This is a genomic window from Streptomyces sp. NPDC001407 (assembly GCF_042895325.1).
Taxonomy (GTDB): domain Bacteria; phylum Actinomycetota; class Actinomycetes; order Streptomycetales; family Streptomycetaceae; genus Streptomyces.
On the sequence record NZ_JBIAWF010000010.1, the window covers coordinates 209,342 to 236,031 of the forward strand.

Sequence of the window (26,690 nt, forward strand, 5' to 3'; positions counted from 1 at the left end):
GGCCCGGCGAACCTGTGGACAACTCATCGGGGAGGATCACCGGCATGACCGCAATCGAGCCGAACGCGACCGTCGCAGTCGTCGGCACCGGCACCATGGGCCAGGGAATCGCCCAGGTCGCCCTGGTGGCGGGCCATGGTGTGCGGCTGTACGACGCGGCCGAGGGGCGGGCCGTCGAGGCCGCCCGGACCATCGGAGCCCGCCTCGACCGCCTCGTGGAGAAGGGCAGGCTCACCGCCGCGGGCCGCGACGCGGCGCTGGCCCGCCTGCACCCCGCCGCGCGACTGGGCGATCTCGCTGACTCGGCGCTCGTCATCGAGGCGATTCTGGAACAACTGCCCGTCAAACAGAAGCTGTTCGCGGAGCTGGAATCGGTCGTTCCTGACGACTGCCTGCTGGCCACCAACACCTCGTCCCTGTCGGTGACCGCCGTCGCGGGCGCACTCCGGCTGCCCGGCCGTCTCGTCGGCCTGCACTTCTTCAACCCCGCACCGCTGCTGCCGCTCGTGGAGGTCGTCCGGGGCTTCGCCACCGACGAGGCCGTGGCGGAGCGGGCGTACGACACCGTGGCCGCCTGGGGGAAGAAGCCGGTGCGCTGTGCCGACGCCCCGGGCTTCATCGTCAATCGCGTCGCCAGGCCCTTCTATGCCGAAGCGTTCCGCCTCCACGAGGAACGGGCCGCCGACCCCGCGACCATCGACGCCGTCCTGCGCGAGTGCGGCGGCTTTCCCATGGGCCCCTTCGAACTCACCGACCTCATCGGTCAGGATGTGAACGAAACCGTCACCCGTTCGGTCCATGAGGCGTTCTTCCACGATCCGAAGTTCAGGCCCTCGCTCGCGCAGCGCCGCCTCGTGGAGGCCGGGCGGCTCGGCCGCAAGAGCGGCCGCGGCTGGTACGACCACACGGCCGGAGCCGAGCGGCCGCGGCCGCGTACCGAGGAGCCGTGCGATGCCCCCGCGGAAGTCACCGTCCACGGACGGCTTCCCCGCGCCTGCGCGGTGGTGGCCGAGCTGATCCGGGAAGCCGGCATCACCCTCACCGAGGCCCCTGGGCCGGAGGCGGAGGGATATCTCGTCCTTCCCGGCGGCGCGGAGCTCTCCCTCACCCAGGGCCGCCCGGCCACCACGGAGCCCACCGGCACCCGGATCCACTTCGACCTGGCCCTCGACTACCGCACCTGCGCCCGCGTCGCCCTCGCGCCCTCCGCGACCGCCTCCCCGGCGGACGTACGGGCCGCGACCGGCCTCTTCCAGGCACTCGGCAAGCAGGTCAGCGTCATCGGTGACGCACCGGGCATGATCGTGGCCCGTACGGTCGCCATGCTCGTCGACTTCGCCGAGGACGCCGTCGGCCGGGGCGTCGCGGGCCCGGAGGACGTCGACACCGCCATGTGCCTCGGCGTGAACCACCCGCGCGGCCCGCTGGAGTGGGGCCGGGTCCTCGGCCCGGCCCGGGTGAGCCGGATGCTGCGCAACCTGCACTCCGAATATCCCGACGGCCGCTACGCGCCGTCCCAGCCGCTGCTCCGCCGTGCAGCCGTCGAAGAGAGCCTGCTGTAATCATGACCATGGCCAAGCGCGACACCTACACGCCCGAATCGCTGCTCGCGGTCGCCGTCGAGGTGTTCAACGAGCGGGGCTACGACGGCACGTCCATGGAGCACCTCTCCAAGGCGGCCGGAATCTCCAAGTCCTCCATCTATCACCACGTGAAGAGCAAGGAGGAGCTCCTCCGGCTCGCGATAAGCCGCGCTCTCGACGGGCTCTTCGCCGTCCTGGACGAGCCGCGCGCCACCGAGGGACGGGCGATCGAACGGCTGGAGTACGTCACCCGGCGGACCGTGGAAGTCCTGATGGACGAGCTGCCCTACGTGACGCTGCTGCTGCGGGTGCGGGGCAACACGGACACGGAGCGCTGGGCCATGGAGCGGCGCCGCGAGTTCGACCACCAGGTCGCCGAGCTGCTGAAGCGGGCCGCGGCCGACGGCGACCTGCGGGCCGACGTCGACGTCCGGCTGGCGACCCGGCTGCTCTTCGGAATGATCAATTCCGTGGTGGAGTGGTACCGGCCGGGGCGCGGCGGGGCCACGAGCGACGAGGTGGCCGACGCGGTGGTCCGCACGGCCTTCGCGGGGCTGCGCACCACCGGCTGACCCGGGCGCTGCCACCGGCTGACCCGGGCCGACTCGGGTGCCCGCCGTCGGCTGATCCAGGCCCGGGTGCCTGCCACCGGCTGATCCAGGCTGACGCGGGCCGCGCACCACGGGCCGGCCCGGTCAGGCCTCCCCGGGCACCCGCCCCTCCTCCAGGTCCGTCTCCTCGAAGATCAGGAGGGTGCGGGTGCTGAGCACCTCGTCCATGGCCTGGATGCGGGTGAGCACCAGCTCCCGCAGAGCGTGGTTGTCCTTGGTGTGGACGAGCAGCAGCACATCGAAATCCCCGCTGACCAGGGCGATATGGGCCGCTCCCGGAAGGGCCCGGAGCTTTTCGCGGACCGTGCGCCAGGAGTTCTGGACGATCTTCAGCGTGATGTACGCCGAGGCGCTCTGGCCCGCGCGCTCCTGGTCGATCCGGGCGCTGAAGCCGCGTATCACGCCGTCGTCGATGAGGCGGTTGATCCGGGCGTAGGCGTTGGCGCGCGAGACGTGCACCCGCTCGGACACGGACCGTATCGAGGCGCGGCCGTCGGACCGGAGCATCCGCAGGATCGCGCGGTCGATCTCGTCGAGCGGCCGGGCGGGTGGCCTGCCGCCCGAGAAGGCCATCTGTTCGTCCGCCATACCGCCCCGCCTCCCCTTCGTGGACGTCCTGTCCATATCTCAGGCTGTGGAGAACCGTTTGTCCACAGGCTCGGGTCGCCTGTAGCCAAAATGTGCCGACGACCGAACAATCGGTAGGGAGGGCGTGCGGCGTGCTGAGCCGTGCGGCCGGTCAAGCCCGCCCAAAAGGAGGTGCTCGTCATGACGGTTCTGGAGCAGCCCGGCTCGTACCGGCCTGTCCCGCCCCCTGCCTGGCAGCCCCGCACCGACCCCGCGCCGCTGCTGCCCGACCCGGAGCCGTACCGCCTGCTGGGCACCGACGCCGCCGCCGGGCTGGACCCGGAGCTGCTGAAGCGGCTCTACGGCCAGCTGGTGCGCGGCCGGCGGTACAACGGCCAGGCCACCGCGCTCACCCGCCAGGGCCGGCTGGCGGTGTATCCCTCCTCCACCGGGCAGGAGGCGTGCCAGGTCGCCGCCGGGCTCGTGCTGGAGGAGCGGGACTGGCTGTTTCCCAGCTATCGCGACACCCTCGCGGCCGTGGTCCGGGGGATCGATCCCGTGCGGGCGCTGACGCTGCTGCGCGGTGACTGGCACACCGGATACGACCCGCGCGAGCACAGGGTGGCGCCGCTGTGCACCCCGCTGGCCACCCAACTGCCGCACGCCGTCGGGCTCGCGCACGCCGCGCGGCTCAAGGGGGACGACGTCGTCGCGCTCGCCATGATCGGTGACGGCGGCACCAGCGAGGGCGACTTCCACGAGGCTCTCAACTTCGCCGCCGTGTGGAAGGCCCCCGTCGTCTTCTTCGTGCAGAACAATGGCTTCGCGATCTCGGTGCCCCTGGCGAAGCAGACCGCCGCACCCTCCTTCGCGCACAAGGCCGTCGGTTACGGCATGCCCGGCCGGCTGGTCGACGGCAATGACGTGGCAGCCGTCCACGAGGTCCTCGCCGAGGCCGTCCGCCGCGCCCGCGGCGGCGCGGGGCCCACGCTGGTCGAGGCCGTCACCTATCGCGTCGACGCCCATACGAACGCGGACGACGCCACGCGCTACCGCTCGGACTCCGAGGTCGAGACCTGGCGGGCGCACGACCCGATCGACCTGCTGGAGCGGGAGTTGACCAGCAGGAAGCTGATCGACGCGGCCGTGATCGAGGCCGAGCGGGAGGCCGCGGAGCGGCTGGCCGCCGATCTGCGCGAGCGGATGAACCAGGACCCCGTCCTGGACCCCATGGAGCTCTTCACCCATGTCTACGCCGAGCAGACCGCCCAACTGCGCGAGCAGGCCGACCGGTTGCGTGCCGAGCTCGCCGCCGCCGGGGAGTCCGGCGCTCAGGAAGGGGCGCGGTGATGACCACAGCGGCCGTCAGGGCCGGCCACAAGCCGGCCACCATGGCGCAGGCGCTCGGCCGGGCACTGCGTGACGCCATGGCCGACGATCCGTCCGTCCACGTCCTCGGTGAGGACGTGGGCGCCCTGGGCGGCGTCTTCCGGGTCACCGACGGGCTGGCCAAGGAATTCGGCGAGGACCGCTGCACGGACACACCGCTGGCCGAGGCGGGCATCCTCGGCGCGGCCGTCGGGATGGCCATGTACGGCCTGCGGCCGGTGGTGGAGATGCAGTTCGACGCCTTCGCCTACCCCGCGTTCGAGCAACTGATCAGCCATGTCTCCCGGATGCGCAACCGCACGCGCGGGGCCGTGCCGATGCCGCTCACGGTGCGGGTGCCCTACGGCGGCGGGATCGGCGGGGTCGAGCACCACAGCGACTCCTCCGAGGCGTATTACATGGCCACACCGGGCCTCCACGTGGTGGCCCCGGCGACCGTCGCCGACGCGTACGGACTGCTGCGCGCCGCGATCGCCTCCGACGACCCGGTGATCTTCCTGGAGCCCAAGCGGCTCTACTGGGCGAAGGACCACTGGGACGCCGCGCATCCGGAGACGGTGCCCGGCATCGGCCGCGCGCTGGTCCGGCGCCCGGGCTCGTCCGCGACCCTCATCACCTACGGGCCGTCGCTACCGGTCTGCATGGAGGCGGCCGAGGCGGCGCTCGCGGAGGGGTGGGACCTCGAGGTCGTCGACCTGAGATCCCTGGTGCCGTTCGACGAGGAGACCGTCTGCGCGTCCGTACGGCGCACCGGCAGGGCCGTCGTCGTGCACGAGTCGGCCGGTTTCGGCGGTCCCGGCGGGGAGATCGCCGCACGGGTCACGGAGCGGTGCTTCCACCACCTGGAGGCCCCGGTGCTGCGCGTCGCCGGGTTCGACATCCCCTATCCGCCGCCGATGCTGGAGCAGCACCATCTGCCCGGCGTGGACCGGGTGCTGGACGCTGTCGCGCGCTTGCAGTGGGAATCGGAGTGGACGTCCACGGGGCACGAGGGGGGTGGGCGCTGATGGCCGTGGTGCGCGAGTTCAAGCTGCCCGATCTGGGCGAGGGGCTCACCGAGGCGGAAGTCGTCCGCTGGCTGGTGAAGGTGGGGGACGTGGTCGCCGTCGACCAGCCCGTGGTGGAGGTCGAGACGGCCAAGGCCATGGTCGAGGTGCCGTGCCCCTACGGAGGCGTGGTGACGGCACGGTTCGGCGAGGAGGGGACCGAGCTCCCGGTCGGAGCACCGCTGTTGACGGTGGCGGTGGGCGAGCCGGTCCCGGTGGGGCCGGACGGCGACGGGCAGGCCGGGGGAGCCGTGGGCGGCACGCCGGAAGGCTCGGGGAACGTCCTGGTCGGCTATGGCACCCGGGCTCCCGCGGCACGGCGGCGACGGCTCCACGCACCGGACGGAGACCGCCCGGGGCCGGCGGAGCACGCGGCACCCGAGGCGCCCGGGAGCGCCGTCGCGGCGGCCAGGGCGGTGATCTCCCCGCTCGTCCGGAGGATCGCCCGGGAGCGGGGGCTCGACCTCGCGCAGGTGCGCGGCAGCGGCCCCGACGGCCTGATCCTGCGCGCCGATGTCGAACGGGCGACGGCGGAGCGGCGGGACGGGCGGGAGACGGCTCTCCGGGGCGCCGGTGCGGCACAGAGGCCGATGCGGCCAGAGGCGCTGCGCATACCGCTGCGCGGAGTGCGCGGCGCGGTCGCGGAGAAGCTCGGCAGGAGCCGCCGGGAGATCCCGGACGCCACCTGCTGGGTGGACGCCGACGCCACCGAACTGCTCGCCGCCCGCCGGACGATGAACGCGGGCGACGCGCCCAAGATCTCGCTCCTCGCCCTGCTGGCCCGGATCTGCATCTCGGCGCTGGCGGAGTTCCCCGAGCTGAACGCCACCGTGGACACCGAGGCACAGGAGATCGTGCGGCTCCCCGGCGTGCATCTGGGCTTCGCCGCGCAGACGGACCGCGGGCTCGTCGTCCCCGTCGTGCGGGACGCCCACACCCGCAACGCCGCCGCCCTGTCGGCGGAGATGGCCCGGCTCACCGAGGCGGCGCGGACGGGCACGCTCGGCCCGGCGGAGCTGACCGGAGGCACGTTCACGCTGAACAACTACGGGGTGTTCGGTGTCGACGGCTCCACGCCGATCATCAACTACCCGGAGGCAGCGATGCTCGGGGTGGGCCGGATAGCGCCGAAGCCCTGGGTGCGGGAAGGAGAGCTGGCCGTACGGCAGGTGGTGCAGCTGTCCCTCACCTTCGACCACCGGGTCTGCGACGGAGGCACGGCGGGCGGCTTCCTGCGGTACGTGGCCGACTGCGTCGAGCGCCCGGCGGTGCTGCTGCGCTCCCTGTGAACGGAGGGCAGCGGACGGCGTCGCGCGAGCGGCCATACTCGACGGGTGACTGCTTATGACGCCGTAGTGCTTGCCGGAGGTGCGGCCGGCCGACTGGGCGGTGCGGACAAGCCTGCCCTGAGTGTGGGCGGTCGTACGCTGCTCGACCGGGTGCTCGGCGCGTGCGCCGAGGCCGGGGACACCGTCGTCGTCGGGCCGCGCCGGCCGACCGTACGGCCCGTGCGGTGGACACGCGAGCGGCCCCCTGGCGGCGGGCCGCTCGCCGCGCTCGACGCGGGGCTCCGGCACACGGCCGCCGCCACCACGCTCGTGCTCTCCGCCGACCTGCCGTTCCTGCGCGCCGAGACCGTACGGGCCCTGCTCCGCGAGGTCGGCCGCGAGGGCTCCGCGGTGGAGGGCGTCCTGCTCGCCGACCCCGGCGGTCGCGACCAGCCGCTGGTCGCCGCCTACCGGACGGAGCCCCTCCGCCGTGAACTGGCGCTGCTCGCCGCCGAGTACGGCTCGCTGTCCGGGCTCCCGCTGCGGCTGCTCACGGCGGAGCTGTCGCTCGGCCGCCTTCCGCACCCGGACGCCTCCTTCGACTGTGACACCTGGGAGGACGTCGCCGCCGCCCGCGCGCGCATCAGGGACGATGGAAGGGTGCTGGATGAATGGATCACCGCTGCCAAGGCCGAACTCGGCATCGATCTCGATGTCGACACGGCCGCCCTTCTGGATCTCGCGCGCGACGCCGCGCACGGTGTGGCCCGCCCTGCCGCGCCCCTGACGACGTTCCTGGTCGGCTACGCGGCCGGGCTGCGGGGCGGAGGCCCCGAGGCCGTCGCCGAGCTCACGCGGAAGGCGGTCGCGCTGGCCGAGCGCTGGGCCGCCGAGGAGGCGGAAACCCCTGGACGAGCCGCGCCCGCGGGTCAGGCTGCGCCCGTAGTGTCCGCTGCGCCTGCTGCGCCTGCTGCGCCTGCTGCGCCTGCTGCGCCTGCTGCGCCTGCGGGTCAGGCTGCCCCCGCCGCACCTTCCACGCCTTCCACGCCTTCCATGCCTTCCACGCCTGCCGCGCCCGCCGGACAGGCCGCGCCTGCCACGCCTTCCACTCCCGCCGCCCCCACGGAGCAGCAAGCCGCGACCGCACAGGGCAAGCCCGCAGACGGCAGGGGAGACCGGCCCGCAGCCCCCGTGAACCCCGAGGCCCCCGTGAACACCGAGGCCCCCGCGGCCCCCGCGGACAAAACCCCCCGCTCCGACGACAAGGCCGAAGAGTCGGAATGACCGACAAGGACGCGGATTCCGCACTCGACCGGGCCGCCGACGAGGCGTTGGCATTGTTCGCTCGTGACCCGCGGACCGGAGGTCATGCCGACGGCCCTGCCGCGTCACCGGATGCGCCTTTGCATGAGGACGAAACCCCCATCGCATATTTCCCCTTCGGCGAGATGCCGATAGGAAGTGGCGTGGTCGGCGGCGGCCGCGGCGGCATGTCCACGAACGGGTCCCGACGCGAAGGCACTTCCACGGACGGGATCCGCGGCAACACTTCCTCGGCACGAGACGACGAATTCCTCTTCGCCGACGACCCTTTCGGGGAATTCGCCCCTCGCGCGTCCTGCTCTCCCGGTTCTCCCGGCCCTCCCGGTTCTCCCGGCCCTTCCGGCCCTTCCGGCCCTTCCGGCCCTTCCGATTCCGCCTCCTCCCCCGAGCCCGCTTCCCCGGGCGCGTCTGCCTCGGACTCCGCCGCCCCCTCCCCGACCGGCAACCCGACCCACCAGCCCCACCAGTCCCACCCGTCGTCGTCCCCCCGCCCCCCGTCCGGCACCTCCATGGCTGACCACCTGCCCCCGCGACCCCACTCCGCCACGCCCTGGCCGCGCGCCCACCTGACCGCCGCGCGGGCGGCCGAGGCGCTGCCCGCCGAGGAACGGACTCTCGGCGAAGCCCTGGGGCAGGTGCTGGCGGATCCCCTGGACGCCCTCACCGACCTCCCGTCGTTCGACACCTCGGCCATGGACGGCTGGGCGGTCTCCGGCCCCGGCCCCTGGCGGCTGCCGCCGCCCCAGGACGGCACCGACGTCCTGGCCGGAGCCGACAACTCCGGTGCCACGCCCCTCCGCGACGGACACGCCGTCCGCATCGCCACCGGCGCCCGCGTCCCGCCGGGAGCCACCGCCGTCCTGCGCAGCGAGCACGGCAAGGTGACCGACCAGGGCGAACTGCACGCCACCCGCCGCGTCACCCACGGCCAGGACATCCGCCCCCGCGGCCAGGAGTGCCGCCACGGCGACCACCTGCTCCCCGAGGGCACCACCGTCAGCCCGGCCGTGGCCGGCCTGGCCGCCGCCGCGGGCTACGACCGGCTGCGCGTCACCCGGCGGCCCCGCGTCGAGATCCTCGTGCTCGGCGACGAACTGCTCCGGGAGGGCCTGCCCCAAGGCGGCCGGATCCGGGACGCCCTGGGGCCCATGCTCGGCCCCTGGCTCGCCGCGCTCGGCACCGAGATGATCGCGACCCGGCGCCTCGGCGACGACGCGGACGACCTGCACGACGCGGTCACCGCCTCGGACGCCGACCTGGTGCTCACCACGGGCGGCACCGCCTCCGGCCCCGTCGACCACGTGCACCCCACCCTGCGCCGCGTCGGCGCCGAGCTGCTGGTCGACGGCGTCGCCGTACGGCCGGGCCACCCCATGCTGCTGGCCCGGCTCGCGCCCGGCCGCCATCTGGTCGGCCTTCCCGGCAATCCACTGGCCGCCGTCGCGGGTCTGCTGACCCTCGCGGAGCCGCTGCTGCGCACGCTCTCCGGCCGTCCCGCGCCGGCCCGCACCCGGGCCACCCTCGCCGAGGCCGCGCAGGGGCACCCCACGGACACCCGCCTGATGCCGGTGCTGCGGCTGCCCGGCGACCGCGTACGGCCCCTGGCCTTCCACGGGCCCGCCATGCTGCGCGGCCTCGCGGCAGCCGACGCGCTGGCGGTCGTCCCGCCCGGAGGCGCGGCACCGGGCGACACGGTGGGCCTGCTGAGCCTGCCTTGGGCGGCCCCGGCGGCGGCCTGACCGGAACTCAGCCCGCCTCGCTGCCCACCGGGGACTGGATGGTGATCACCCGGTCGGCGAGGTGGAGCGTCGCCGCCTCCGGGTCGGTGAAGTGCAGGAGCCGGTGGCCGCGTACGACCGCCACCACCAAGTCCTCGCAGTCGCGTGGCGAATTGCCCGCTTCGTGCTTGGTGACCGGGCGCTCGACGACGTCCAGGCCGTTGCCGTACGTCAGGAGGTCCTCCAGGACCGTGCCGACGTTCGGGCTCACCATCGACATGCCGAGCAGCCGGCCCGCCGAGCTGGAACTGGTCACGACGGTGTTGGCGCCGCTCTGCCGCAGCAGCGGCACGTTCTCGTCCTCCCGGACGGCCACCACGATCGTGGCCCGCTTGTTGAGCTGCCGCGCCGTCAGCGTCACCAGGGCCGCGGTGTCGTCCCGCTCGGTGCAGATCACCACCTGCGCGGCCCGTGTCAGCTCGGCGCGCTGGAGGGTGTCGGAGCGGGTGGCGTCGCCCAGGACGCCCACCAGGCCGTCGCTGGAGGCCGCGTCCACGACCTTCTTCTGCGGGTCGACCACCACGATCTTGTCCTTCGGCTTGCCCTGGCCGATCAGGGTCTCGATCGCGTGACGGCCCTTGGTGCCGTATCCGACGACGACGGTGTGATCTCGCATCCGCGACCTCCAGCGGTGGATGCGCACTTGCCGGCGCGTCCGTTCGGTCAAGACTTCCAGGGTCGTACCGACCAAGATGATCAGGAACAACACACGCAACGGCGTGACCACGAAGATATTCGTCAGCCGCGCCCCGTCGCTCACGGGCGTGATGTCGCCGTAGCCCGTCGTCGAGAGGGTGACGGTCGCGTAGTAGGCGGAGTCCAGGAAGCCGACCGCGCCGTCCGCGTTGTCGTGATAGCCCTCGCGGTCGGCATAGACCAGCAGCGTCGTGACACCGAGCACCAGCAGCGCCATGATCAGCCGGCGCAGCACCTGGCGCAGCGGGGCCGCCACGTTCTGGACGGGCATCACGATGGAACGCCCGGCCTCCGCGTCGTCCTCGGCCTCGCCGCGGGTGCGGTGCCAGAGCGAGCGGAAGAGCGAGAGCCGGGTGGGCGGCTTCCAGGAGTCCGGGCGCTGCGGGTTTGTTGCCATGGGCCCCATGTTCCGGGATCGGCGGGGGGACCCGGGAGTAGCCTCGCGAGCATGCATGCGATCACCATTCCCCAGCCCGGCGGGCCGGAGGCCCTCGTCTGGGCCGAGGTCCCCGATCCCGTCCCCGGCAGCGGAGAGGTCCTGGTCGACGTCGTGGCCAGTGCCGTCAACCGCGCCGACGTCGTGCAGCGGCAGGGCTTCTACGACCCGCCGCCCGGCGCCTCTCCCTACCCCGGCCTGGAGTGCTCCGGCCGGATCGCCGCCCTCGGCCCCGGGGTGAGCGGCTGGGCGGTCGGCGACGAGGTCTGCGCGCTGCTGGCGGGCGGCGGTTACGCCGAGAAGGTCTGTGTGCCGGTCGGTCAGCTGCTGCCCGTGCCCGAGGGCCTGGACCTCGTCACCGCGGCCGGTCTGCCCGAGGTGACGGCCACCGTCTGGTCCAACGTCTTCATGGTCGCGCACCTGCGCCCCGGCGAGACCCTGCTCGTCCACGGCGGCGGCAGCGGCATCGGGACGATGGCGGTGCAGCTGGCGAAGGCCGTCGGCGCGCGCGTCGCCGTCACCGCGGGCAGCCGGGACAAGCTGGAACGCTGCCGGGAGCTGGGCGCGGACATCCTCATCGACTACCGCGAGCAGGACTTCGTCGAGGAGCTCGCGAAGGTCACCGGCGGCGTCGGCGCGGACGTCATCCTCGACATCGTCGGGGCGAAGTACCTCGCGCGCAACGTGGACGCCCTCGCCGTCAACGGACGGCTCGTCATCATCGGCCTCCAGGGCGGCCGCAAGGCCGAGTTGGACCTCGGCACGCTGCTCACCAAGCGCGCCGCCGTGATGGGCACCTCGCTGCGGGGCCGTCCGCTCGCGGAGAAGGCGACGATCGTGGCGGCCGTACGGGAGCACGTCTGGCCGCTGATCGCCGGAGGGCGCGTACGGCCCGTGGTCGACCGCACGATGCCGCTCAGGGAAGCCGCGGAGGCCCACCGCGTCCTGGAGGAGAGCTCGCACGTCGGCAAGGTGCTGCTGACCACTGATGACCGCTGATGACCACCGACACCTGAGCCGTCGGCATTAAGCGCGAGGGCGGCGGCAAACATGCCGCTCGCGCATGATCCGCGCCTGCCTTCCCCCGCTGCCCGCCCGCCGCCTGCCCGTTCGTCACCGTCACCCGATCGGCCGCTCGTACGCGCCGGACGGCGGAGTGCGTGTGAGGGTGAGGCTGTTGGCGTGGGGGCCGGCGGTTCGGGCGGAGGGCGGCGGCGTGAACGGTGGAATACGGGCGGCCTCCCGCGCCGCCTCGGCAGCGGTGGTCGTCGCGGCGCTCATAACGGCCGCGCCCGGCGCGCAGTGCGCCGGACGCCCCGCCCCGCCACCGCCCGTACGCCCCTTCGCCGCACCCACGGCCCTTCCCTCCGCCGCCCCCTCCCTGCCGCCCGCCGCGCCGTCGTCCACCGGACGGGCACCGCGCGGCGTGGCCGGAGTGTCGCCCAAGGCGCCCGCGAAGGCACCGCACAGCAGGGCGAACCTCGTGCCCTCACCGCCGTTCGCCTACCCCTCCGGCCCCACGCCCGCCCCGCCGGGCGGTGACGGCCGGCTCGCCGGCAACGCCGCCGGTGAGGGACGTACGCACCCGGGGCGGGCCACCGATCCGGTCCCCTCCGAGGAGCCCTCGGACGACGCGGAATCCGAGGCGGACGACGAGACGGCGTCCGCCGAGCCCGTGCCTGGCGGGTCCCCGTCCGCGACGCAGCGGACGGGTGGACGGGCGGACGCGGCGCGTCCCCGGCATCCGGGCACGCGTCCGGTGCCGGAAGACGGGCGGGGTTCCGGGGCGGACGGGCGAGGCGGCGAACAGGCCGCCTACGAGGACCGCGTCATGCGCGTACTGCCGCTGGGGACAGGGATGATGCTCACCGGCCTGGGACTGGGCTTCATCGCGCTGAGGTTGCGGCGGACCGGCTGAGGGTGTGGCCTGGGCAGAGGGCGGGACGCGTGGCGTTCCCCGGCCACGCTCGCGCGGATTCGGCCGAGGCGGGGCGAAAAGGCCGGACGGCGCGCGGAGTGAAGCAGGGGCGCGCGGCGGGGCGTGTGGCACGGTGGATCAGGCGTGTACGGGGGCATCAACAGGGGGAAATCACCTGTGCGAGAGAATGGCGGCATGGATATGCCGAGGAACGAACGGTCGCAAGAGAGCCCGCAGGTCCTGGTCGTAGGCCCGGACGGCATGGCTCTCGGCAGCGCCAGCCCCGGCGGCGGGGAGGGTGACGACGAGTCGCGCGAGGTCCCGGTGACGGAGATGGTCGAACAGCCCGCCAAGGTCATGCGCATCGGCAGCATGATCAAGCAACTGCTGGAGGAGGTCCGGGCCGCTCCTCTGGACGAGGCGAGCCGTGTGCGCCTCAAGGAGATCCACCACAGCTCCGTCAAGGAGTTGGAGGACGGCCTCGCGCCCGAGCTGGTGGAGGAGCTGGAGCGCCTGTCGCTCCCCTTCACCGAGGAGACGATCCCCACCGAGGCCGAACTGCGGATCGCGCAGGCACAGTTGGTCGGCTGGCTGGAGGGGCTCTTCCACGGCATCCAGACCACGCTGTTCGCCCAGCAGATGGCGGCACGGGCGCAGTTGGAGCAGATGCGCAGGGCGCTCCCGCCCGGCGTCCTGGGGGACGACGAGGAGGGCGGCCACCAGCACGGCGGCGCGCGCTCCGGCCCGTATCTCTAGTCCGTCGTCCCTCCGGCCGGTCAGCGGCACGGACGCGCGTGTGCCCGGTACGTCCCCCGAGGACGTACCGGGCACACGCGTACCGGGCGGCGCTGTGGCCCTTACGAGGCCGGGTCGCCCGTCGACACGGTCAGCACGAACTCGTCGCTCGGCGACTTCGGGTCGAAGGGGTCGCCCTCCTTGGGTGTCTGGCTGAGCACCGTCCCCTTGCCCCAGGTGTTCTCGGGCTGCACGTCGACGCGGTACTTCCAGCCCGCTGCCTGGAGGCACGCCTTGACCGAGTCGACGTAGAAGTAGCTGAAGTTGGGCGCGGTCTTCTTCGTCTTGTCGCTGTAGTAGTCGTAGGCGTTGGTGCACTTCTGCTTGTCGATGGTCTTCGTCTTGTCGCCCTCTTTGTGCTGCGACTGCGAGCCACCGGTGCCGCCGCCCGAGGTCGACCCCCCGGCGGACCCGCCGCCGGAGCCGGCCACCGGGGCGGCGGACTGGGACTCCTTCGCCTTGTTGCCGGAGTCACCGCCGCCGCCGTTCAGCGAGATCGCCGCGATCACACCGATGACCGCGAGCACCGCGACGACGGCGGAGCCGATGAGCACCGGCTTGTTGCTCTTGCCGCCGCCGTTGCCCGGCATCGGGGCCGGCGTCGCGTACGGCGGAGGGGTCCCCGGGCCGCTCTGGCCGCCCTGGAAGGACTGGGCGGGGGTCGGGTATCCCGGGGGGCCCGGCGGGGGCGTGGAGGGGCCGTAGCCGCCGTTGTACGGGCTCTGGGCGGGCGGCTGGTACGGCATCTGGACGCCCTGCGGGCCCGGCGCCTGTGCCTGGTCGACCGGCGGGAAGACCGCGGAGCCCACGCCCGCGCCGCTGCGGGGTGGCACCCCGCCCGCGATGATCACCGGCGAGGCCGCGGACTGGGCGGTGCCCACCACGCGCGCGCACTCGTCGCGCATGGACTCGGCGCTCGGGAAGCGCTCGTTCGGGTTCTTCTTCAGCGCGCGGGCGACGAGCGCGTCGACGGCCGGCGGGACCGAGCGGTTGATCGTGGACGGCGCGACCGGCTCCTCCTGGACGTGCGCGTACGCGATGGCCAGCGGGGAGTCCGCGTCGAAGGGCAGCCGCCCGGTCAGCAGCTCGAAGAGCATGATGCCGACCGAATAGAGGTCGGAACGGGCGTCCACGCCGCGGCCGAGCGCCTGCTCGGGCGAGAGGTACTGCGGGGTGCCCACGACCATGCCGGTCTGCGTCATGGAGGTGACGCCGGACTGCATGGCGCGCGCGATGCCGAAGTCCATGACCTTGACCACGTTGCGCTTGGTCATCATCACGTTGCCGGGCTTGATGTCGCGGTGGACCAGGCCCATTTCGTGGCTGACCTCGAGGGCGGCCAGCACATCGGCGGTGATCTTCAGCGCCTTCTCGGTGGGCATCGCGCCGTACTGCCGGACGTCGGTGTCGAGCACGGAGCGCAGCGGCTGGCCCTCGACGTACTCCATGACGATGTACGGCATGGTCGACCCGTCGAGGTCGTCCTCGCCCGTGTCGAACACCGAGACGATGTTGGTGTGTGTGAGCTTGGCGACGGCCTGGGCCTCGCGGCGGAAGCGCTCGCGGAAGGACGCCTCGCGCCCGAGCTCCGTGTGCAGGGTCTTGATGGCGACCTGGCGGTCCAGCACGCTGTCGTAGGCCAGGTGCACGGAGGCCATGCCGCCCTCGCCGAGGAGGTCGCGCAGCTGATACCGGCCACCGCCGACCGACCGGCCCGCATAGCGGCCTTGTGCGCCGTCCTGGCTCATCGTTCCACTTCCCCCTTGGGCGCACTGCCTGCTGTACTGGTCCGGACCGGGCCCGGCCGTCGATATATCTCGGCCAAGTCTGCCCGAGGGCGCGGGCACGTCAAGCCGCGTGCCCGTTCCGTGACGGGATGAGCGACAAGCCGTCACGAGATTTGCCTTGCTCAGGCCCGTACGGGTTTGATAGCGCGTCCATCCCGGACCGGCGCGCGGCCCGGAGCCTGTAGCGTGCCTTAGCGGAAGACCGTTTTCCCCGCGCAGCGCCTTCCCACGCGCAGCGGCCAGACACGACGGCGAGGACTGATGGCACAGACGCAGAGCGCCCAGGGTCCATCCGACCCTGACGCCAACGGGGGCGGTATGCCCGATGTGCCTGAAATGTGGGGTAACGGCGGGCTGGTCGGTGACGGCCGCTACCGCCTGACCCACCGGCTCGGGCGCGGTGGCATGGCAGAGGTGTTCGCCGCCGAGGACGTACGTCTCGGCCGCACGGTCGCGGTGAAGCTGCTCCGCGCCGACCTCGCCGAGGACCCGGTCTCGAAGGCGCGCTTCACCCGCGAGGCACAGTCCGTCGCCGGGCTCAACCACCACGCGGTGGTCGCGGTCTACGACTCCGGCGAGGACACCGTCGGCCGCAACGTCGTGCCGTACATCGTCATGGAGTTGGTTGAAGGCCGCACTATTCGCGACCTGTTGCTGAACGCCGAGGCCCCGCCGCCCGAGCAGGCGCTGATCATCGTCTCGGGTGTGCTGGAGGCGCTGGCCTACAGCCACCAGCACGGCATCGTGCACCGTGACATCAAGCCCGCCAACGTGATCATCACCAACAACGGCGCCGTCAAGGTCATGGACTTCGGCATCGCCCGCGCCCTGCACGGCGCGGCGTCCACCATGACGCAGACCGGCATGGTCATGGGCACCCCGCAGTACCTCTCGCCCGAGCAGGCGCTCGGCAAGACGGTCGACGCGCGCTCGGACCTCTACGCCACCGGCTGTCTGCTGTACGAACTGCTGGCGCTCCGCCCGCCGTTCACCGGCGAGACCCCGCTGTCGGTGGTCTACCAGCACGTGCAGGACACCCCCGTGCCGCCCTCGCAGGTCCTCGGCAGCGTGCCGCCGGAGCTCGACGGGCTGGTCATGCGCTCCCTCGCGAAGGACCCGGACGACCGGTTCCAGAGCGCGGAGGAGATGCGCGGGCTGGTGCAGTACGCGCTCCAGATGCTGCACGACGCGGGTGCCCACACGGGCTCCTGGGACACCGGACCGGTCGCGCACGCCACCGCCGCCACACAGGCCCTCGGCATGGGTGGCGGCATGGGCGGCGGCATGGCGGGCACCACCGCCATGCCGCACCCGCTGCACGGTGACACCTCGCAGCAGCCGCTCATCCCGTCCCGCAACGGCGACGACGGCGGCTTCGACGGCTACAACGGCGGTCACGGCGGCCGCGGTCGCGGCAACGGCGGTGGCGGCAAGGGCAAGATGGTGCTGGTCGCCGTGCTCGCGGTGCTCGCCATAGCGGCGGGCGTGGTCTACGCGCTGAACCAGACCAAGTCCACCGGCGCCGACAACCACAAGACGACCGACAAGACGTCGACCGGTCCGTCGTCCCCCGGCACGCCGTCCACGGCGGAGTCGCCCAGCCAGCGGCCGCACAGCCAGCAGCCCGGTGGGGACTACCCCGGCGGTCACAGCCGGGACACCGACCAGACGGGCGGCAGCGGGAACGACGAGCCGTCCACCGCACCGTCCCGTGGCCACCACTCGAAGGGCCCGACGGACAACCCGACGGACGGCCCCACGACCGGCCCGACGGGGGACACCAACCCGACGAACAAGCCGCCGACGGACGACCCGAAGCCGCCGACCGAGCACCCGACACCGCCGGGTACGACCACCGGCAACACCGTCCAGGGCGCCCTGGGCGGCTGACCGCACGGCACACGGACACCTGAGCCCGCCTCCCGCACCGGGAGGCGGGCTCAGTCCGTGAAGGCGTCGCGCACGGAGCCGTACGCCCGCGTCCACCACACGGCCAGCGCCGCGGACGCGGGGAAGCCGGGGTCGGCGCGGTGGTCGCCCAGCTGATAGCGCCAGCGAAGCATCCAGAAGTCGTTGAGCCGCTCCCACCACACCCGGTGCACCGCCGCCGCCAGTTCGGCCGCACCGGCGCCGCACGCGCGTCGGTAGGCGCGCGCGTAGGGGCGTATTTTCGCGAGGTCCAGCGTGCCGTCGGGCCGCAGGAAGAAGATCACCGCGGCCCGTACGGCCTCCTCGGCGCGGGGCTGGACGCCCAGGCGGTCCCAATCGATGATCGCCGCGGGCTCGCCGCCCCGGTAGAGGAGGTTGAGCGGGTGGAAGTCGCCGTGCACCCACCCGCGGGCGGGGGCGGCGGCGGGGCGGCGGTGCGCGTGCCGCTCCAGCAGGGCGCGGCGTTCGACGAGGCGGTGCTCGGCGAGCTCGTCGAAGGAGTCCCGGGGGCCGCGCCGCACGAGCACGAGGAGCTCCTCGATGAGGGCGTAGGTGTCCTGGGGGTCCGCCGCGGCGTCCTGCGGCCCCTCGGAGGCTCGCGGGGCTCCTGGGTCCCGCCCCGGTCCTCCTGGGCCCGCAGAAGGGCCTCCAGGGCCCTTCTCGGCGCCGCCCGGAGAATCGGGGGGCTCCTGCGGGCAGACCTTCGCCAGGCAGGTGTGGACCTGGCCCAGGAGCGTGCCCAGGCGGCGGGACTGCGCGCGGGTCAGCTCGCCGCCGTCGTGGTGGCGGCCCTCGACCCAGGGGTGCAGGGCGTAGCAGCGGCCGCCGAGGACCGTCACGGTGGAGCCGTCGGCGTCGGCGACCGGCGGGGCGACGGGCAGGCCCAGGGCGGCCAGCCGCAGGGTGACGCGGTGCTGGCGGGCGATGGCCGCGTGGTCGCCGTCGAGGTGGTGCTTGAGGAAGAAGGCCCCGCGCGTGGTGGTGAGGCGGTAGCCGCGGTTGAGCAGGCCCTCGGTCAGCGGGACGCAGGCCAGCGGCGTGCCGGCGTTGCCGTACCGCCGCAGCAGGGCGTGCAGCGTGCCGCTGCCCGGTGCTTGGAGTCCGCCGTCCCGGCCGGTCCCGCTGTGAACAGTGGTGGCGACGAGCGGGGAGACAAGTGAGCGCGGCACGCTCCAAATGTTAGATCAGGCGAAGTGCGCGACCTGTCGCGCGGGGACGCCTTCGAGGCGATGCAGCGTGATGAACTGCGGTTCGATGCACAGGTATTCGGGAACGAAGGGCGCGTCGTCCGCGGTGCGCGGCGCCCGGCCGAAGAGCTCCAGCTCGGCGGCCGACGGAGTGAAGAGCCGCGCCGTGCCCACGAATTGCACGGTCCGGACGTCCTCGTCGCCCTCCCGGCGGTTGCTGAGGTTGTCGGCGCCGTACGCGACCACGTTGCCGTCGCACGCCTGCGCGTAGCCGAAGCCCGCGTGCATCCGCAGCACGACCGAGCGGCCGGAGACGATGTGCCGGGCCACGGTGACGAAAGGCAGCGCGCGCATGCTCACGGACAGCCTGCCGTAGGGCATGCGGGCGAGCAGTTCGAGCGCGCGGTATTCGTCGAATTCGTCGGTGGGCCCGGGAGGCGCGTTGAGCATGGCACCACTGTGCCCGGTGGTGTCACTCGTCCCTAGGGGCACCCGGCCCTGGGACCTGGGACGTTGGTCCCGAAAAGGGGGAAACGGGGAACCGGCCGTGTCAGCGCTTCTGGGCCTGCATGCGGGCCACATAGGCGGCCGCCTGGGAGCGCCGCTCCATGCCCAGCTTGGACAGCAGGCTGGAGACGTAGTTCTTGATGGTCTTCTCGGCCAGGTGCAGCCGCTCGCCGATGGCGCGGTTGGTCATCCCCTCGCCGATCAGGTCGAGGATGCGGCGCTCCTGGTCGGTCAGGCTCGCCATCCGGTCGTCGCCCTTGGGGTCCTTGCCGTCGCGCAGCCGCTCCAGCACCCGCGCGGTCGCCACCGGGTCGAGCAGGGATTTCCCGGCCGCCACGTCCCGCACGGCCGACAGCAGCTCATTGCCACGGATCGCCTTCAGTACGTAACCGGAAGCCCCCGCCATGATGGCGTCGAAGAGTGCCTCGTCATCCGCGAAGGAGGTGAGCATCAGGCATTTGATGTTCTGGTCCTGAGAACGGATTTCCCGGCAGACTTCCACTCCGCTGCCATCCGGAAGGCGAACGTCCAGAACGGCGACATCCGGCCTGGTCGCGGGAATGCGCACCAAGGCGTCCGCGGCCGTTCCGGCCTCGCCCACGACCTCGATGTCCTCCTCCACGGAGAGCATCTCGTGCACCCCGCGGCGGACCACTTCATGGTCATCGAGCAGAAATACCGTGATTTTTCGTTGTTCGGGCACAGTCACAGTCTCACACACCAACTCTTCCCCTGCTCTTGTCCTCCGGGATAACGTGCGGTCGTTCCGGCAGTCCGCAGGGCTGTGCTCACAAGGACGTGACCAGGAGCGTTGTCCCGCTTTCTCGATTTACTTGGAAATCCAAGCAAAATTGCAGGTCAGGCGGGGTTTCGCAGGAATGCGGCCTTCTGGGTAACGTGCTTATTGCAGGCCATTCGCCGGGGCGCCTGTCACGCCCGGTTCCGGCCTCGGCACACCCACCCCGTGTGCCGTCGTGGACCGGGCGAGCATTCCCCTGCCTCACGGCGGGGGGACCCCTTCCGGCCACCGGCGACCCCGGGGGCCGGACAGACGGAGGAGCACACGTGACTGTGGACAGCACTGCCGCGCGCAAGCCGCGCCGGGGCAGCAGCAAGCGCGCCGGCGCCAAGGCCGGTGCGGCGCGGGCCGGCGAGCCCGAGCTCGTACAGCTGCTGACGCCGGAGGGCGAGCGGGTCGAGCACCCCGACTACTCCATCGACCTGACGCCCGAGGAACTGCGCGGCCTGTACCGGGACATGGTGCTGACGCGCCGGTTCGACGCCGAGGCGACCACCCTCCAGCGCCAGGGCGAACTGGGCCTGTGGGCCTCGCTGCTGGGCCAGGAGGCCGCCCAGATCGGCTCCGGCCGGGCCACCCGCCCCGACGACTACGTCTTCCCGACCTACCGCGAGCACGGCGTCGCCTGGTGCCGCGGGGTCGACCCCACCAACCTGCTCGGCATGTTCCGCGGTGTGAACCACGGCGGCTGGGACCCCAACGAGAACAACTTCCACCTCTACACGATCGTCATCGGCTCGCAGGCACTGCACGCGACCGGTTACGCCATGGGGGTGGCCAAGGACGGCGTGGACTCCGCCGTGATCGCCTACTTCGGCGACGGCGCGTCCAGCCAGGGCGACGTGGCCGAGGCGTTCACCTTCTCGGCCGTCTACAACGCCCCCGTCGTCTTCTTCTGCCAGAACAACCAGTGGGCCATCTCCGAGCCCACCGAGAAGCAGACGCGCGTCCCGCTCTACCAGCGCGCGCAGGGCTACGGCTTCCCGGGCGTACGGGTCGACGGCAACGACGTCCTCGCCGTCCTCGCCGTCACCAAGGCCGCCCTGGAGCGCGCCCGCACCGGCGAGGGACCCACGCTGGTCGAGGCGTTCACCTACCGCATGGGCGCCCACACCACCTCCGACGACCCGACGAAGTACCGCCGGGACGAGGAGCGCGAGCTGTGGGAGGCGAAGGACCCGATCCTGCGCCTGCGGACGTACCTGGACCGCGAGGGCCACGCCGACGAGGCGTTCTTCGCCGCCCTGGAGACCGAGTCCGACGCGCTCGCCAAGCGGGTGCGCGACGTCGTCCGGACGATGCCGGACCCCGACAACATGGCGATCTTCGAGAACATCTACGCCGACGGCCACGCGCTGGTCGACGAGGAGCGCGCCCAGTTCGCCGCCTACCAGGCTTCGTTCGCCGAGGAGAGCCACTGATGTCCGCCGAGAAGCTCTCGATCGTCAAGGCGATCAACGCCTCCCTGCGCACCGCCCTGGAAGCCGACCCCAAGGTCCTGGTCATGGGCGAGGACGTCGGCAAGCTCGGCGGCGTCTTCCGCGTCACCGACGGCCTGCAGAAGGACTTCGGCGAGGACCGTGTCATCGACACCCCGCTCGCCGAGTCCGGCATCGTGGGCACCGCGATCGGCCTGGCCCTGCGCGGCTACCGCCCGGTTGTGGAGATCCAGTTCGACGGTTTCGTGTTCCCCGCGTACGACCAGATCGTCACCCAGCTCGCCAAGATGCACGCCCGCGCGCTCGGCAAGATCAAGCTGCCGGTCGTCATCCGCATCCCCTACGGCGGCGCGATCGGCGCGGTGGAGCACCACAGCGAGTCGCCCGAGGCGCTCTTCGCGCACGTGGCGGGCCTGAAGGTGGTCTCCCCGTCGAACGCCTCCGACGCCTACTGGATGCTCCAGCAGGCCATCCAGAGCGACGACCCGGTCATCTACTTCGAGCCCAAGCGCCGCTACCACGACAAGTCCGAGGTCGACACCGAGGCGATCCCCGGGCCGCTGCACACCGCGCGCACCGTGCGCTCCGGCACGGACCTCACCCTCGCCGCCTACGGTCCGATGGTGAAGACCTGTCTGGAGGCCGCTTCGGCGGCCGCCGAGGAGGGCAAGTCCCTGGAGGTCCTGGACCTCCGGTCGATGTCGCCCATCGACTTCGACGGGATCCAGGCGTCCGTCGAGCGGACCCGCCGGCTGGTCGTCGTGCACGAGGCCCCGGTCTTCCTGGGCACGGGCGCGGAGATCGCCGCGCGGATCACCGAGCGCTGCTTCTACCACCTGGAGGCACCGGTGCTCCGGGTCGGCGGATATCACGCGCCGTACCCGCCGTCCCGGCTGGAGGACGAGTACCTTCCGGGACTGGACCGGGTGCTCGACGCCGTCGACCGCGCGCTGGCGTACTGAGGGGTTCGAGGAGAGTCGTGACCATGACTGCAAGCACCGCAAACGGCCAGCGTTTCCGCGAGTTCAAGATGCCCGACGTGGGCGAGGGGCTCACGGAGGCCGAGATCCTCAAGTGGTATGTCGGCGTCGGGGACACCGTCTCCGACGGCCAGGTGGTCTGTGAGGTGGAGACCGCCAAGGCCGCCGTCGAACTGCCGATCCCCTTCGACGGCGTGGTGCACGAGCTGCGCTTCCCCGAGGGCACGACCGTCGACGTCGGGCAGGTGATCATCTCCGTCGACACCGCTCCGGGTTCCGGGCCGGTGGCCGAGGAGAGTGCCGCGCCCGCCGCCCCCGCCGAGCCGGAGGCCCCGGCCGCGCCGGAGCGCCAGGCGGTGCTCGTGGGGTACGGCGCCGCGCCGTCGTCCACCAAGCGCCGGCCGCGCAAGGCCGCCGCGCAGCCGTCCTCCGTGACGGCCGCCGTGCAGGCGGAGCTGAACGGCCACACGGCCCCGGCGGCGGCCCCCGTGGCCGCGCCCGCGACCCCGGCGCCCATAGCGCCCGAGCCGGCCGCCCAGGCCGCCTCCGCCGGCCGCCCGCTGGCCAAGCCGCCCGTGCGCAAGCTCGCCAAGGATCTCGGCATCGACCTGGCGGCCGTCGTACCGACCGGGACCGACGGCGTCGTCACCCGTGAGGACGTACACGCCGCCGCCACCGCGCGCACCGCGCCCGCCCCGGCCGCGGAGGAGCCGGCGGCGGTCACGGAGGCCGCGCAGGCCCCGGCCACCGGTGCCCGCGAGACGCGGATCCCGGTCAAGGGCGTCCGCAAGGCCACCGCCCAGGCGATGGTCGCGAGCGCCTTCACCGCGCCGCACGTCACGGAGTTCGTCACCGTCGACGTGACCCGCACGATGAAGCTCGTCCAGAAGCTCAAGGACGACCCGGACATGGCCGGGCTGCGGGTCAACCCGCTGCTGCTGGTCGCCAAGGCCCTGCTCGTGGCGATCAAGCGGAACCCGGACGTCAACGCGGCCTGGGACGAGGACAACCAGGAGATCGTCCTCAAGCACTACGTGAACCTGGGCATCGCGGCGGCCACGCCGCGCGGCCTGATCGTGCCGAACATCAAGGACGCGGACGCCAAGACCCTGCCCGAGCTGTCGGCGGCACTGAGCGAGCTCGTCTCCACGGCGCGGGAGGGGAAGACCAGCCCGGCGGCGATGTCCGGCGGCACGGTCACCATCACCAACGTCGGCGTCTTCGGCATCGACACCGGCACGCCCATCCTCAACCCGGGCGAGGCCGCGATCCTGGCCTTCGGCGCCATCAAGCTCCAGCCGTGGGTCCACAAGGGCAAGGTCAAGCCGCGCCACGTGACGACGCTGGCGCTCTCCTTCGACCACCGCCTGGTCGACGGCGAGCTCGGCTCGAAGGTGCTCGCCGACATCGCGGCAGTGCTGGAGAATCCGCAGCGCCTCATCACCTGGGGCTGATTTCCGGCCGGGCGGCCGAGCGGGAAATCCGGCCGCCCACCGGCAAACGCGGTTGAACACCTGCAAAAGCGGTTGAAAAGAAAACCGTTGAACAGTGGAAGACGGAGGGCCCGGACGCTTCTCTCCTCACCCCCCTCCAGTGAGGAGAGAGCAGCGTCCGGGCCCTTCGTCCTGCTGCGGAGCGGCCTCGGGTCACCACCCTGGCAGGGGGTGGAATAGCCCGTGCTGGGCAAATTACCTAACATTGACCAACACTTGCAGTGTCGGATTTGGAGGGCGCGTGGAAGGCGTCGACCGGGTGGACGGCGAATCCATCAGCCGGCTCCTCCGGGCTTGGCGGGCGCGCGTCGACGCCCGCACCGTCCGCGAACTCCGCGGCACGTTCCCGCCCCCCGGCAGACGGCTCTCCCAGGCGCATGTGGCCAGGCTGACCGGGGTGAGCGAGGGGTGGTACCGCGCGCTGGAGGCCGGGCGCCGCCAGGACTTCTCGGAGAGCTTCCTGCTGCGCGTGGCCCAGGCCCTGCGGCTGAGCGACGCGGAGACCCTGACCCTCTTCCTCGCCGTCTGCGGCCGCCGCCCGCCCGAACTCTCCCGGGACCAGCGAGAATTGCCCAACGGCGTCAAAGCGCTGCTGGAACAGCAGGTTTCCTATCCCGCATATCTCTCCGACGTCGCCTGGAATGTCGTCGCCACGAATTCCCTGATGGGCGAATGGTTTCCCTGGGCCCAGCGCCCCGGGGCGAATCTCATGCGCTGGGCCCTGCTCGCCCCCGAGGCGCGCGAGCAGATGCTCGACTGGGAGGACAGCTGCGCGCGCATCTATCTCGCGATGCTGCGCGTCGCCGCCAACAGCGATCCCGCGAACGCGGAACTCCGGGCGCTGGTTACGGACATCCTCGACGCGGACGCGGACTGCCGCCGGATCTGGGCCGAGGAGCACGACGTCGTCGAGCACCGCGACGGGCACGTCTTCCGGCTGCGGCTGCCGTACCACGGGAACGCGGAGGTCCGTGTGACGACGCACGTGCTGCTGCCGATACAGCGCCCGGACCTCCGCTTCGTCTTCATCACGCCCCTGGACGGCTGGGCGGGCGTCTAGTCGGCCCCCTGCACCGTCGCCCCATCGCCTGGACGGCCGTGGACACCCTCCTCGTCCGGATCGCGGACACCCCCTCCTCACGCATACGTGTTGTATCTAAGCTGTGCGCATGCCAACCGCTCCCGCCGCCGACCTGCCCCTCCCCACCAAGCAGCCCCCAGCCGCCGACCGCGTCTACACCCACATCAAGGACGCCGTACTCCACCGCCACTACGAAGGCGGGACGCTGCTGACCGAAGGAGACCTGGCCGAGGCGGTCGGGGTGTCCCGGACACCCGTGCGGGAAGCGCTGCTGCGGCTGGAGGCGGAAGGGCTGATCAAGCTCTATCCGAAGAAGGGCGCGCTGGTCCTCGCCGTGTCCGCGCAGGAGATCGCGGACGTCGTCGAGACCCGCCTGCTGGTGGAGAAGTACGCCGCCGCCAAGGCCGTCCCCGCCCCCCGGCGCCTCATCGAGCGCCTGGAGGAACTCCTCGACGACATGCGGCGCCAGGCGGACGCGGGCGACCTGGCCGCCGTCTCCGTCAGCGACCGCGCCTTCCACGCCGAGATCGTCCGCAACGCGGGCAACCAGATCCTCTCCCGCCTCTACGACCAGCTCCGCGACCGGCAGTTGCGGATGGGCGTGGCCGTCATGCACGCCCACCCCGACCGCATCGCCAAGAACCACGCCGAGCACAGCGAGATCCTCGAAGCCCTGCGCGCGGGCGACGCCCTCGCCGCCGTCGACGTCGTCGACCAGCACGTGAGCTGGGTGCGCAACCTCGCGCAGGGAGACGTCCGATGAGCCAGCCGGCCGCGGCGCTGCCCGGCGACCCGCCCGGCGGCCGTCGCGCCGTCGCGGTCTGGAGCCTCGGCGTCGGCGTCTACTTCGTCGCGATCATCTTCCGCACGAGCCTCGGCGTGGCCGGGATCGACGCCGCCGAGCGCTTCCACATCAACGCCTCCGCGCTGTCCACCTTCTCCATACTCCAACTGCTCGTCTACGCGGGCATGCAGATACCCGTCGGCCTGATGGTCGACCGGCTGGGCACCAAGAAGGTCCTCGGCCTCGGCGTCGTCCTCTTCACCGCCGGACAGCTCGCCTTCGCGCTCTCCCACTCCTACGGGACGGCCCTCGCCAGCCGCGCCCTGCTCGGCTGCGGCGACGCCATGACGTTCATCAGCGTGCTGCGGCTCGGCGCCCGCTGGTTCCCCGCCCGCCGCGGCCCGATGATCGCGCAGGTCGCCGCGCTGTTCGGGATGGCGGGCAACCTCGTCTCCACCGTCGTCCTCGCCCGCCTGCTGCACAGCGAGGGCTGGACCCGGACCTTCGCCGGCAGCGCGTCCGCCGGAGTGCTCGTCCTCGTCCTGCTCCTGGTCTTCCTCAAGGACCACCCCGAGGGCCACGAACCGGTCGCCGCCCCGCACTCCGGCAAGGGATTCGTACGGCAGCAGATCCAGCGCGCCTGGCGCGAACCCGGCACCCGGCTGGGCATGTGGGTGCACTTCACCACGCAGTTCCCGGCCATGGTCTTCCTGCTGCTGTGGGGCATGCCCTTCCTGGTCGAGGCGCAGGGCCTCTCCCGCGGCACCGCCGGACTGCTGCTCACCCTCGTCGTGCTGTCGAACATGGCCGTCGGGCTGGTCTACGGGCAGATCATCGGCCGCCACCACGCCGCCCGGCTGCCGCTCGCGCTCGGCACGGCCGCGGCGACCGCCCTGGTGTGGGCGACCGTCATCGTCTGGCCCGCGCACGCGCCCATGTGGCTGCTGATCGTGGAGTGCGTCGTCCTCGGCGCCTGCGGCCCCGCCTCGATGATCGGCTTCGACTTCGCGCGCCCGGCGAACCCGCCCGAGCGCCAGGGCACCGCCTCCGGCATCGTCAACATGGGCGGCTTCGTCGCCTCGATCACCACCCTGCTGGCCGTCGGCCTCCTGCTGGACGCGACCGGCCAGAACTACCGCGTCGCGTTCTGCTCCGTCTTCGTCCTGGAGGCGCTGGGGCTGTCGCAGATCCTGCGCCTGCGGACGCGCGCGCAGCGCCGCGAGGACGAGCGGACCGTGGCGTCGAGAGTGGAGACGGTGCACGTGCCGGTCTGACCGCCGGCGTCACGGGGTGA

General features: G+C 72.4%; 22 protein-coding genes and 1 pseudogene. 17 read left to right on the top strand and 6 right to left on the bottom strand.

The window, feature by feature from the left end; all coding sequences use genetic code 11:
* Nucleotides 1–44: 44 nt before the first annotated feature.
* Both ACFY1P_RS16615 and ACFY1P_RS16620 read left to right on the top strand, forming a co-directional pair.
* Nucleotides 45–1,562 (top strand): 3-hydroxyacyl-CoA dehydrogenase, encoded by a 1,518-nt coding sequence (locus ACFY1P_RS16615; RefSeq protein WP_390750964.1) that lies wholly within the window; start codon nt 45–47, stop codon nt 1,560–1,562.
* A gap of 2 nt (nt 1,563–1,564) precedes the next feature.
* Entirely contained in the window at nt 1,565–2,155 is a 591-nt protein-coding gene (locus ACFY1P_RS16620) for a TetR/AcrR family transcriptional regulator (RefSeq protein ID WP_361523926.1), read from the top strand.
* Between the two features lie 123 nt (nt 2,156–2,278).
* On the opposite strand, the gene ACFY1P_RS16625 is transcribed toward ACFY1P_RS16620, so the two are convergent.
* On the bottom strand, nt 2,279–2,782 hold the full coding sequence (locus tag ACFY1P_RS16625) for an Lrp/AsnC family transcriptional regulator (RefSeq protein WP_361523923.1): 504 nt from the start codon (nt 2,780–2,782) through the stop codon (nt 2,279–2,281).
* Nucleotides 2,783–2,962: 180 nt separating this feature from the next.
* Between ACFY1P_RS16625 and pdhA (ACFY1P_RS16630) the strand changes: the two genes are divergently transcribed.
* The 5 genes and pseudogenes from pdhA (ACFY1P_RS16630) to ACFY1P_RS16650 all read left to right on the top strand — a co-directional run bounded on the left by pdhA (ACFY1P_RS16630) (nt 2,963) and on the right by ACFY1P_RS16650 (nt 9,526).
* Nucleotides 2,963–4,111, top strand: a complete 1,149-nt coding sequence (pdhA, locus tag ACFY1P_RS16630) for a pyruvate dehydrogenase (acetyl-transferring) E1 component subunit alpha (RefSeq protein WP_361523921.1) — start codon at nt 2,963–2,965, stop codon at nt 4,109–4,111.
* On the top strand, nt 4,111–5,157 hold the full coding sequence (locus ACFY1P_RS16635; protein ID WP_361523919.1) for an alpha-ketoacid dehydrogenase subunit beta: 1,047 nt from the start codon (nt 4,111–4,113) through the stop codon (nt 5,155–5,157). The genes pdhA (ACFY1P_RS16630) and ACFY1P_RS16635 overlap by 1 nt, the downstream gene beginning before the upstream one ends.
* The gene (locus ACFY1P_RS16640; protein ID WP_390750965.1) at nt 5,157–6,485 is read left to right on the top strand and encodes a dihydrolipoamide acetyltransferase family protein; all 1,329 of its coding nucleotides are present in this window, start codon (nt 5,157–5,159) and stop codon (nt 6,483–6,485) included. Before ACFY1P_RS16635 ends, ACFY1P_RS16640 begins: the two co-directional genes overlap by 1 nt.
* 45 nt (nt 6,486–6,530) lie before the next feature.
* A pseudogene (locus tag ACFY1P_RS16645) lies at nt 6,531–7,373 on the top strand (NTP transferase domain-containing protein); the annotation flags it as partial.
* Between the two features lie 581 nt (nt 7,374–7,954).
* On the top strand, nt 7,955–9,526 hold the full coding sequence (locus ACFY1P_RS16650; RefSeq protein ID WP_390750984.1) for a molybdopterin molybdotransferase MoeA: 1,572 nt from the start codon (nt 7,955–7,957) through the stop codon (nt 9,524–9,526).
* Between the two features lie 7 nt (nt 9,527–9,533).
* Here ACFY1P_RS16650 and ACFY1P_RS16655 read toward each other — a convergent pair whose 3' ends face one another.
* On the bottom strand, nt 9,534–10,658 hold the full coding sequence (locus tag ACFY1P_RS16655; RefSeq protein ID WP_390750966.1) for a potassium channel family protein: 1,125 nt from the start codon (nt 10,656–10,658) through the stop codon (nt 9,534–9,536).
* 51 nt (nt 10,659–10,709) lie between these two features.
* On the opposite strand from ACFY1P_RS16655, the gene ACFY1P_RS16660 reads away from it, so the two are divergent.
* The 3 genes from ACFY1P_RS16660 (at nt 10,710) to ACFY1P_RS16670 (ending at nt 13,371) form a co-directional block, all read left to right on the top strand.
* The gene (locus ACFY1P_RS16660) at nt 10,710–11,696 is read left to right on the top strand and encodes an NAD(P)H-quinone oxidoreductase (protein ID WP_390750967.1); all 987 of its coding nucleotides are present in this window, start codon (nt 10,710–10,712) and stop codon (nt 11,694–11,696) included.
* 217 nt (nt 11,697–11,913) lie between these two features.
* Nucleotides 11,914–12,615, top strand: coding sequence for a hypothetical protein (locus ACFY1P_RS16665; RefSeq protein WP_390750968.1), 702 nt, complete (start codon nt 11,914–11,916; stop codon nt 12,613–12,615).
* 195 nt (nt 12,616–12,810) lie between these two features.
* The gene (locus ACFY1P_RS16670; RefSeq protein ID WP_361523901.1) at nt 12,811–13,371 is read left to right on the top strand and encodes a bacterial proteasome activator family protein; all 561 of its coding nucleotides are present in this window, start codon (nt 12,811–12,813) and stop codon (nt 13,369–13,371) included.
* Between the two features lie 101 nt (nt 13,372–13,472).
* On the opposite strand, the gene ACFY1P_RS16675 is transcribed toward ACFY1P_RS16670, so the two are convergent.
* Nucleotides 13,473–15,158, bottom strand: coding sequence for a protein kinase (locus tag ACFY1P_RS16675; RefSeq protein WP_361533692.1), 1,686 nt, complete (start codon nt 15,156–15,158; stop codon nt 13,473–13,475).
* A gap of 300 nt (nt 15,159–15,458) precedes the next feature.
* Here ACFY1P_RS16675 and ACFY1P_RS16680 point away from each other — a divergent pair, with 300 nt between their 5' ends.
* Nucleotides 15,459–17,087, top strand: coding sequence for a protein kinase (locus ACFY1P_RS16680; RefSeq protein WP_390750969.1), 1,629 nt, complete (start codon nt 15,459–15,461; stop codon nt 17,085–17,087).
* Between the two features lie 50 nt (nt 17,088–17,137).
* Here the strand turns inward: ACFY1P_RS16680 and ACFY1P_RS16685 are convergent, their stop codons facing one another.
* The 3 genes from ACFY1P_RS16685 to ACFY1P_RS16695 form a co-directional block, all read right to left on the bottom strand.
* A complete protein-coding gene (locus tag ACFY1P_RS16685; protein WP_361533713.1) occupies nt 17,138–18,193 on the bottom strand; it encodes a phosphotransferase in 1,056 nt (351 codons plus the stop codon).
* Between the two features lie 117 nt (nt 18,194–18,310).
* On the bottom strand, nt 18,311–18,763 hold the full coding sequence (locus tag ACFY1P_RS16690; protein ID WP_361533698.1) for a pyridoxamine 5'-phosphate oxidase family protein: 453 nt from the start codon (nt 18,761–18,763) through the stop codon (nt 18,311–18,313).
* A 100-nt stretch (nt 18,764–18,863) separates the two neighbouring features.
* Nucleotides 18,864–19,523 (bottom strand): response regulator transcription factor, encoded by a 660-nt coding sequence (locus ACFY1P_RS16695; RefSeq protein WP_361533701.1) that lies wholly within the window; start codon nt 19,521–19,523, stop codon nt 18,864–18,866.
* Between the two features lie 362 nt (nt 19,524–19,885).
* On the opposite strand from ACFY1P_RS16695, the gene pdhA (ACFY1P_RS16700) reads away from it, so the two are divergent.
* The 6 genes from pdhA (ACFY1P_RS16700) (at nt 19,886) to ACFY1P_RS16725 (ending at nt 26,670) form a co-directional block, all read left to right on the top strand.
* Nucleotides 19,886–21,040 carry a pyruvate dehydrogenase (acetyl-transferring) E1 component subunit alpha gene (pdhA, locus tag ACFY1P_RS16700; RefSeq protein ID WP_361533704.1) on the top strand — a complete coding sequence of 385 codons (1,155 nt, stop codon included), beginning with the start codon at nt 19,886–19,888 and terminating at the stop codon, nt 21,038–21,040.
* Entirely contained in the window at nt 21,040–22,020 is a 981-nt protein-coding gene (locus ACFY1P_RS16705) for an alpha-ketoacid dehydrogenase subunit beta (protein ID WP_361533707.1), read from the top strand. Before pdhA (ACFY1P_RS16700) ends, ACFY1P_RS16705 begins: the two co-directional genes overlap by 1 nt.
* Nucleotides 22,021–22,043: 23 nt before the next feature.
* The gene (locus tag ACFY1P_RS16710) at nt 22,044–23,492 is read left to right on the top strand and encodes a dihydrolipoamide acetyltransferase family protein (RefSeq protein ID WP_390750970.1); all 1,449 of its coding nucleotides are present in this window, start codon (nt 22,044–22,046) and stop codon (nt 23,490–23,492) included.
* A 280-nt stretch (nt 23,493–23,772) separates the two neighbouring features.
* Nucleotides 23,773–24,591, top strand: coding sequence for a helix-turn-helix transcriptional regulator (locus ACFY1P_RS16715; protein ID WP_361527816.1), 819 nt, complete (start codon nt 23,773–23,775; stop codon nt 24,589–24,591).
* Between the two features lie 109 nt (nt 24,592–24,700).
* Nucleotides 24,701–25,375 carry a GntR family transcriptional regulator gene (locus ACFY1P_RS16720; protein ID WP_390750971.1) on the top strand — a complete coding sequence of 225 codons (675 nt, stop codon included), beginning with the start codon at nt 24,701–24,703 and terminating at the stop codon, nt 25,373–25,375.
* A complete protein-coding gene (locus ACFY1P_RS16725; RefSeq protein WP_361527820.1) occupies nt 25,372–26,670 on the top strand; it encodes an MFS transporter in 1,299 nt (432 codons plus the stop codon). Before ACFY1P_RS16720 ends, ACFY1P_RS16725 begins: the two co-directional genes overlap by 4 nt.
* Nucleotides 26,671–26,690 lie beyond the last annotated feature (20 nt).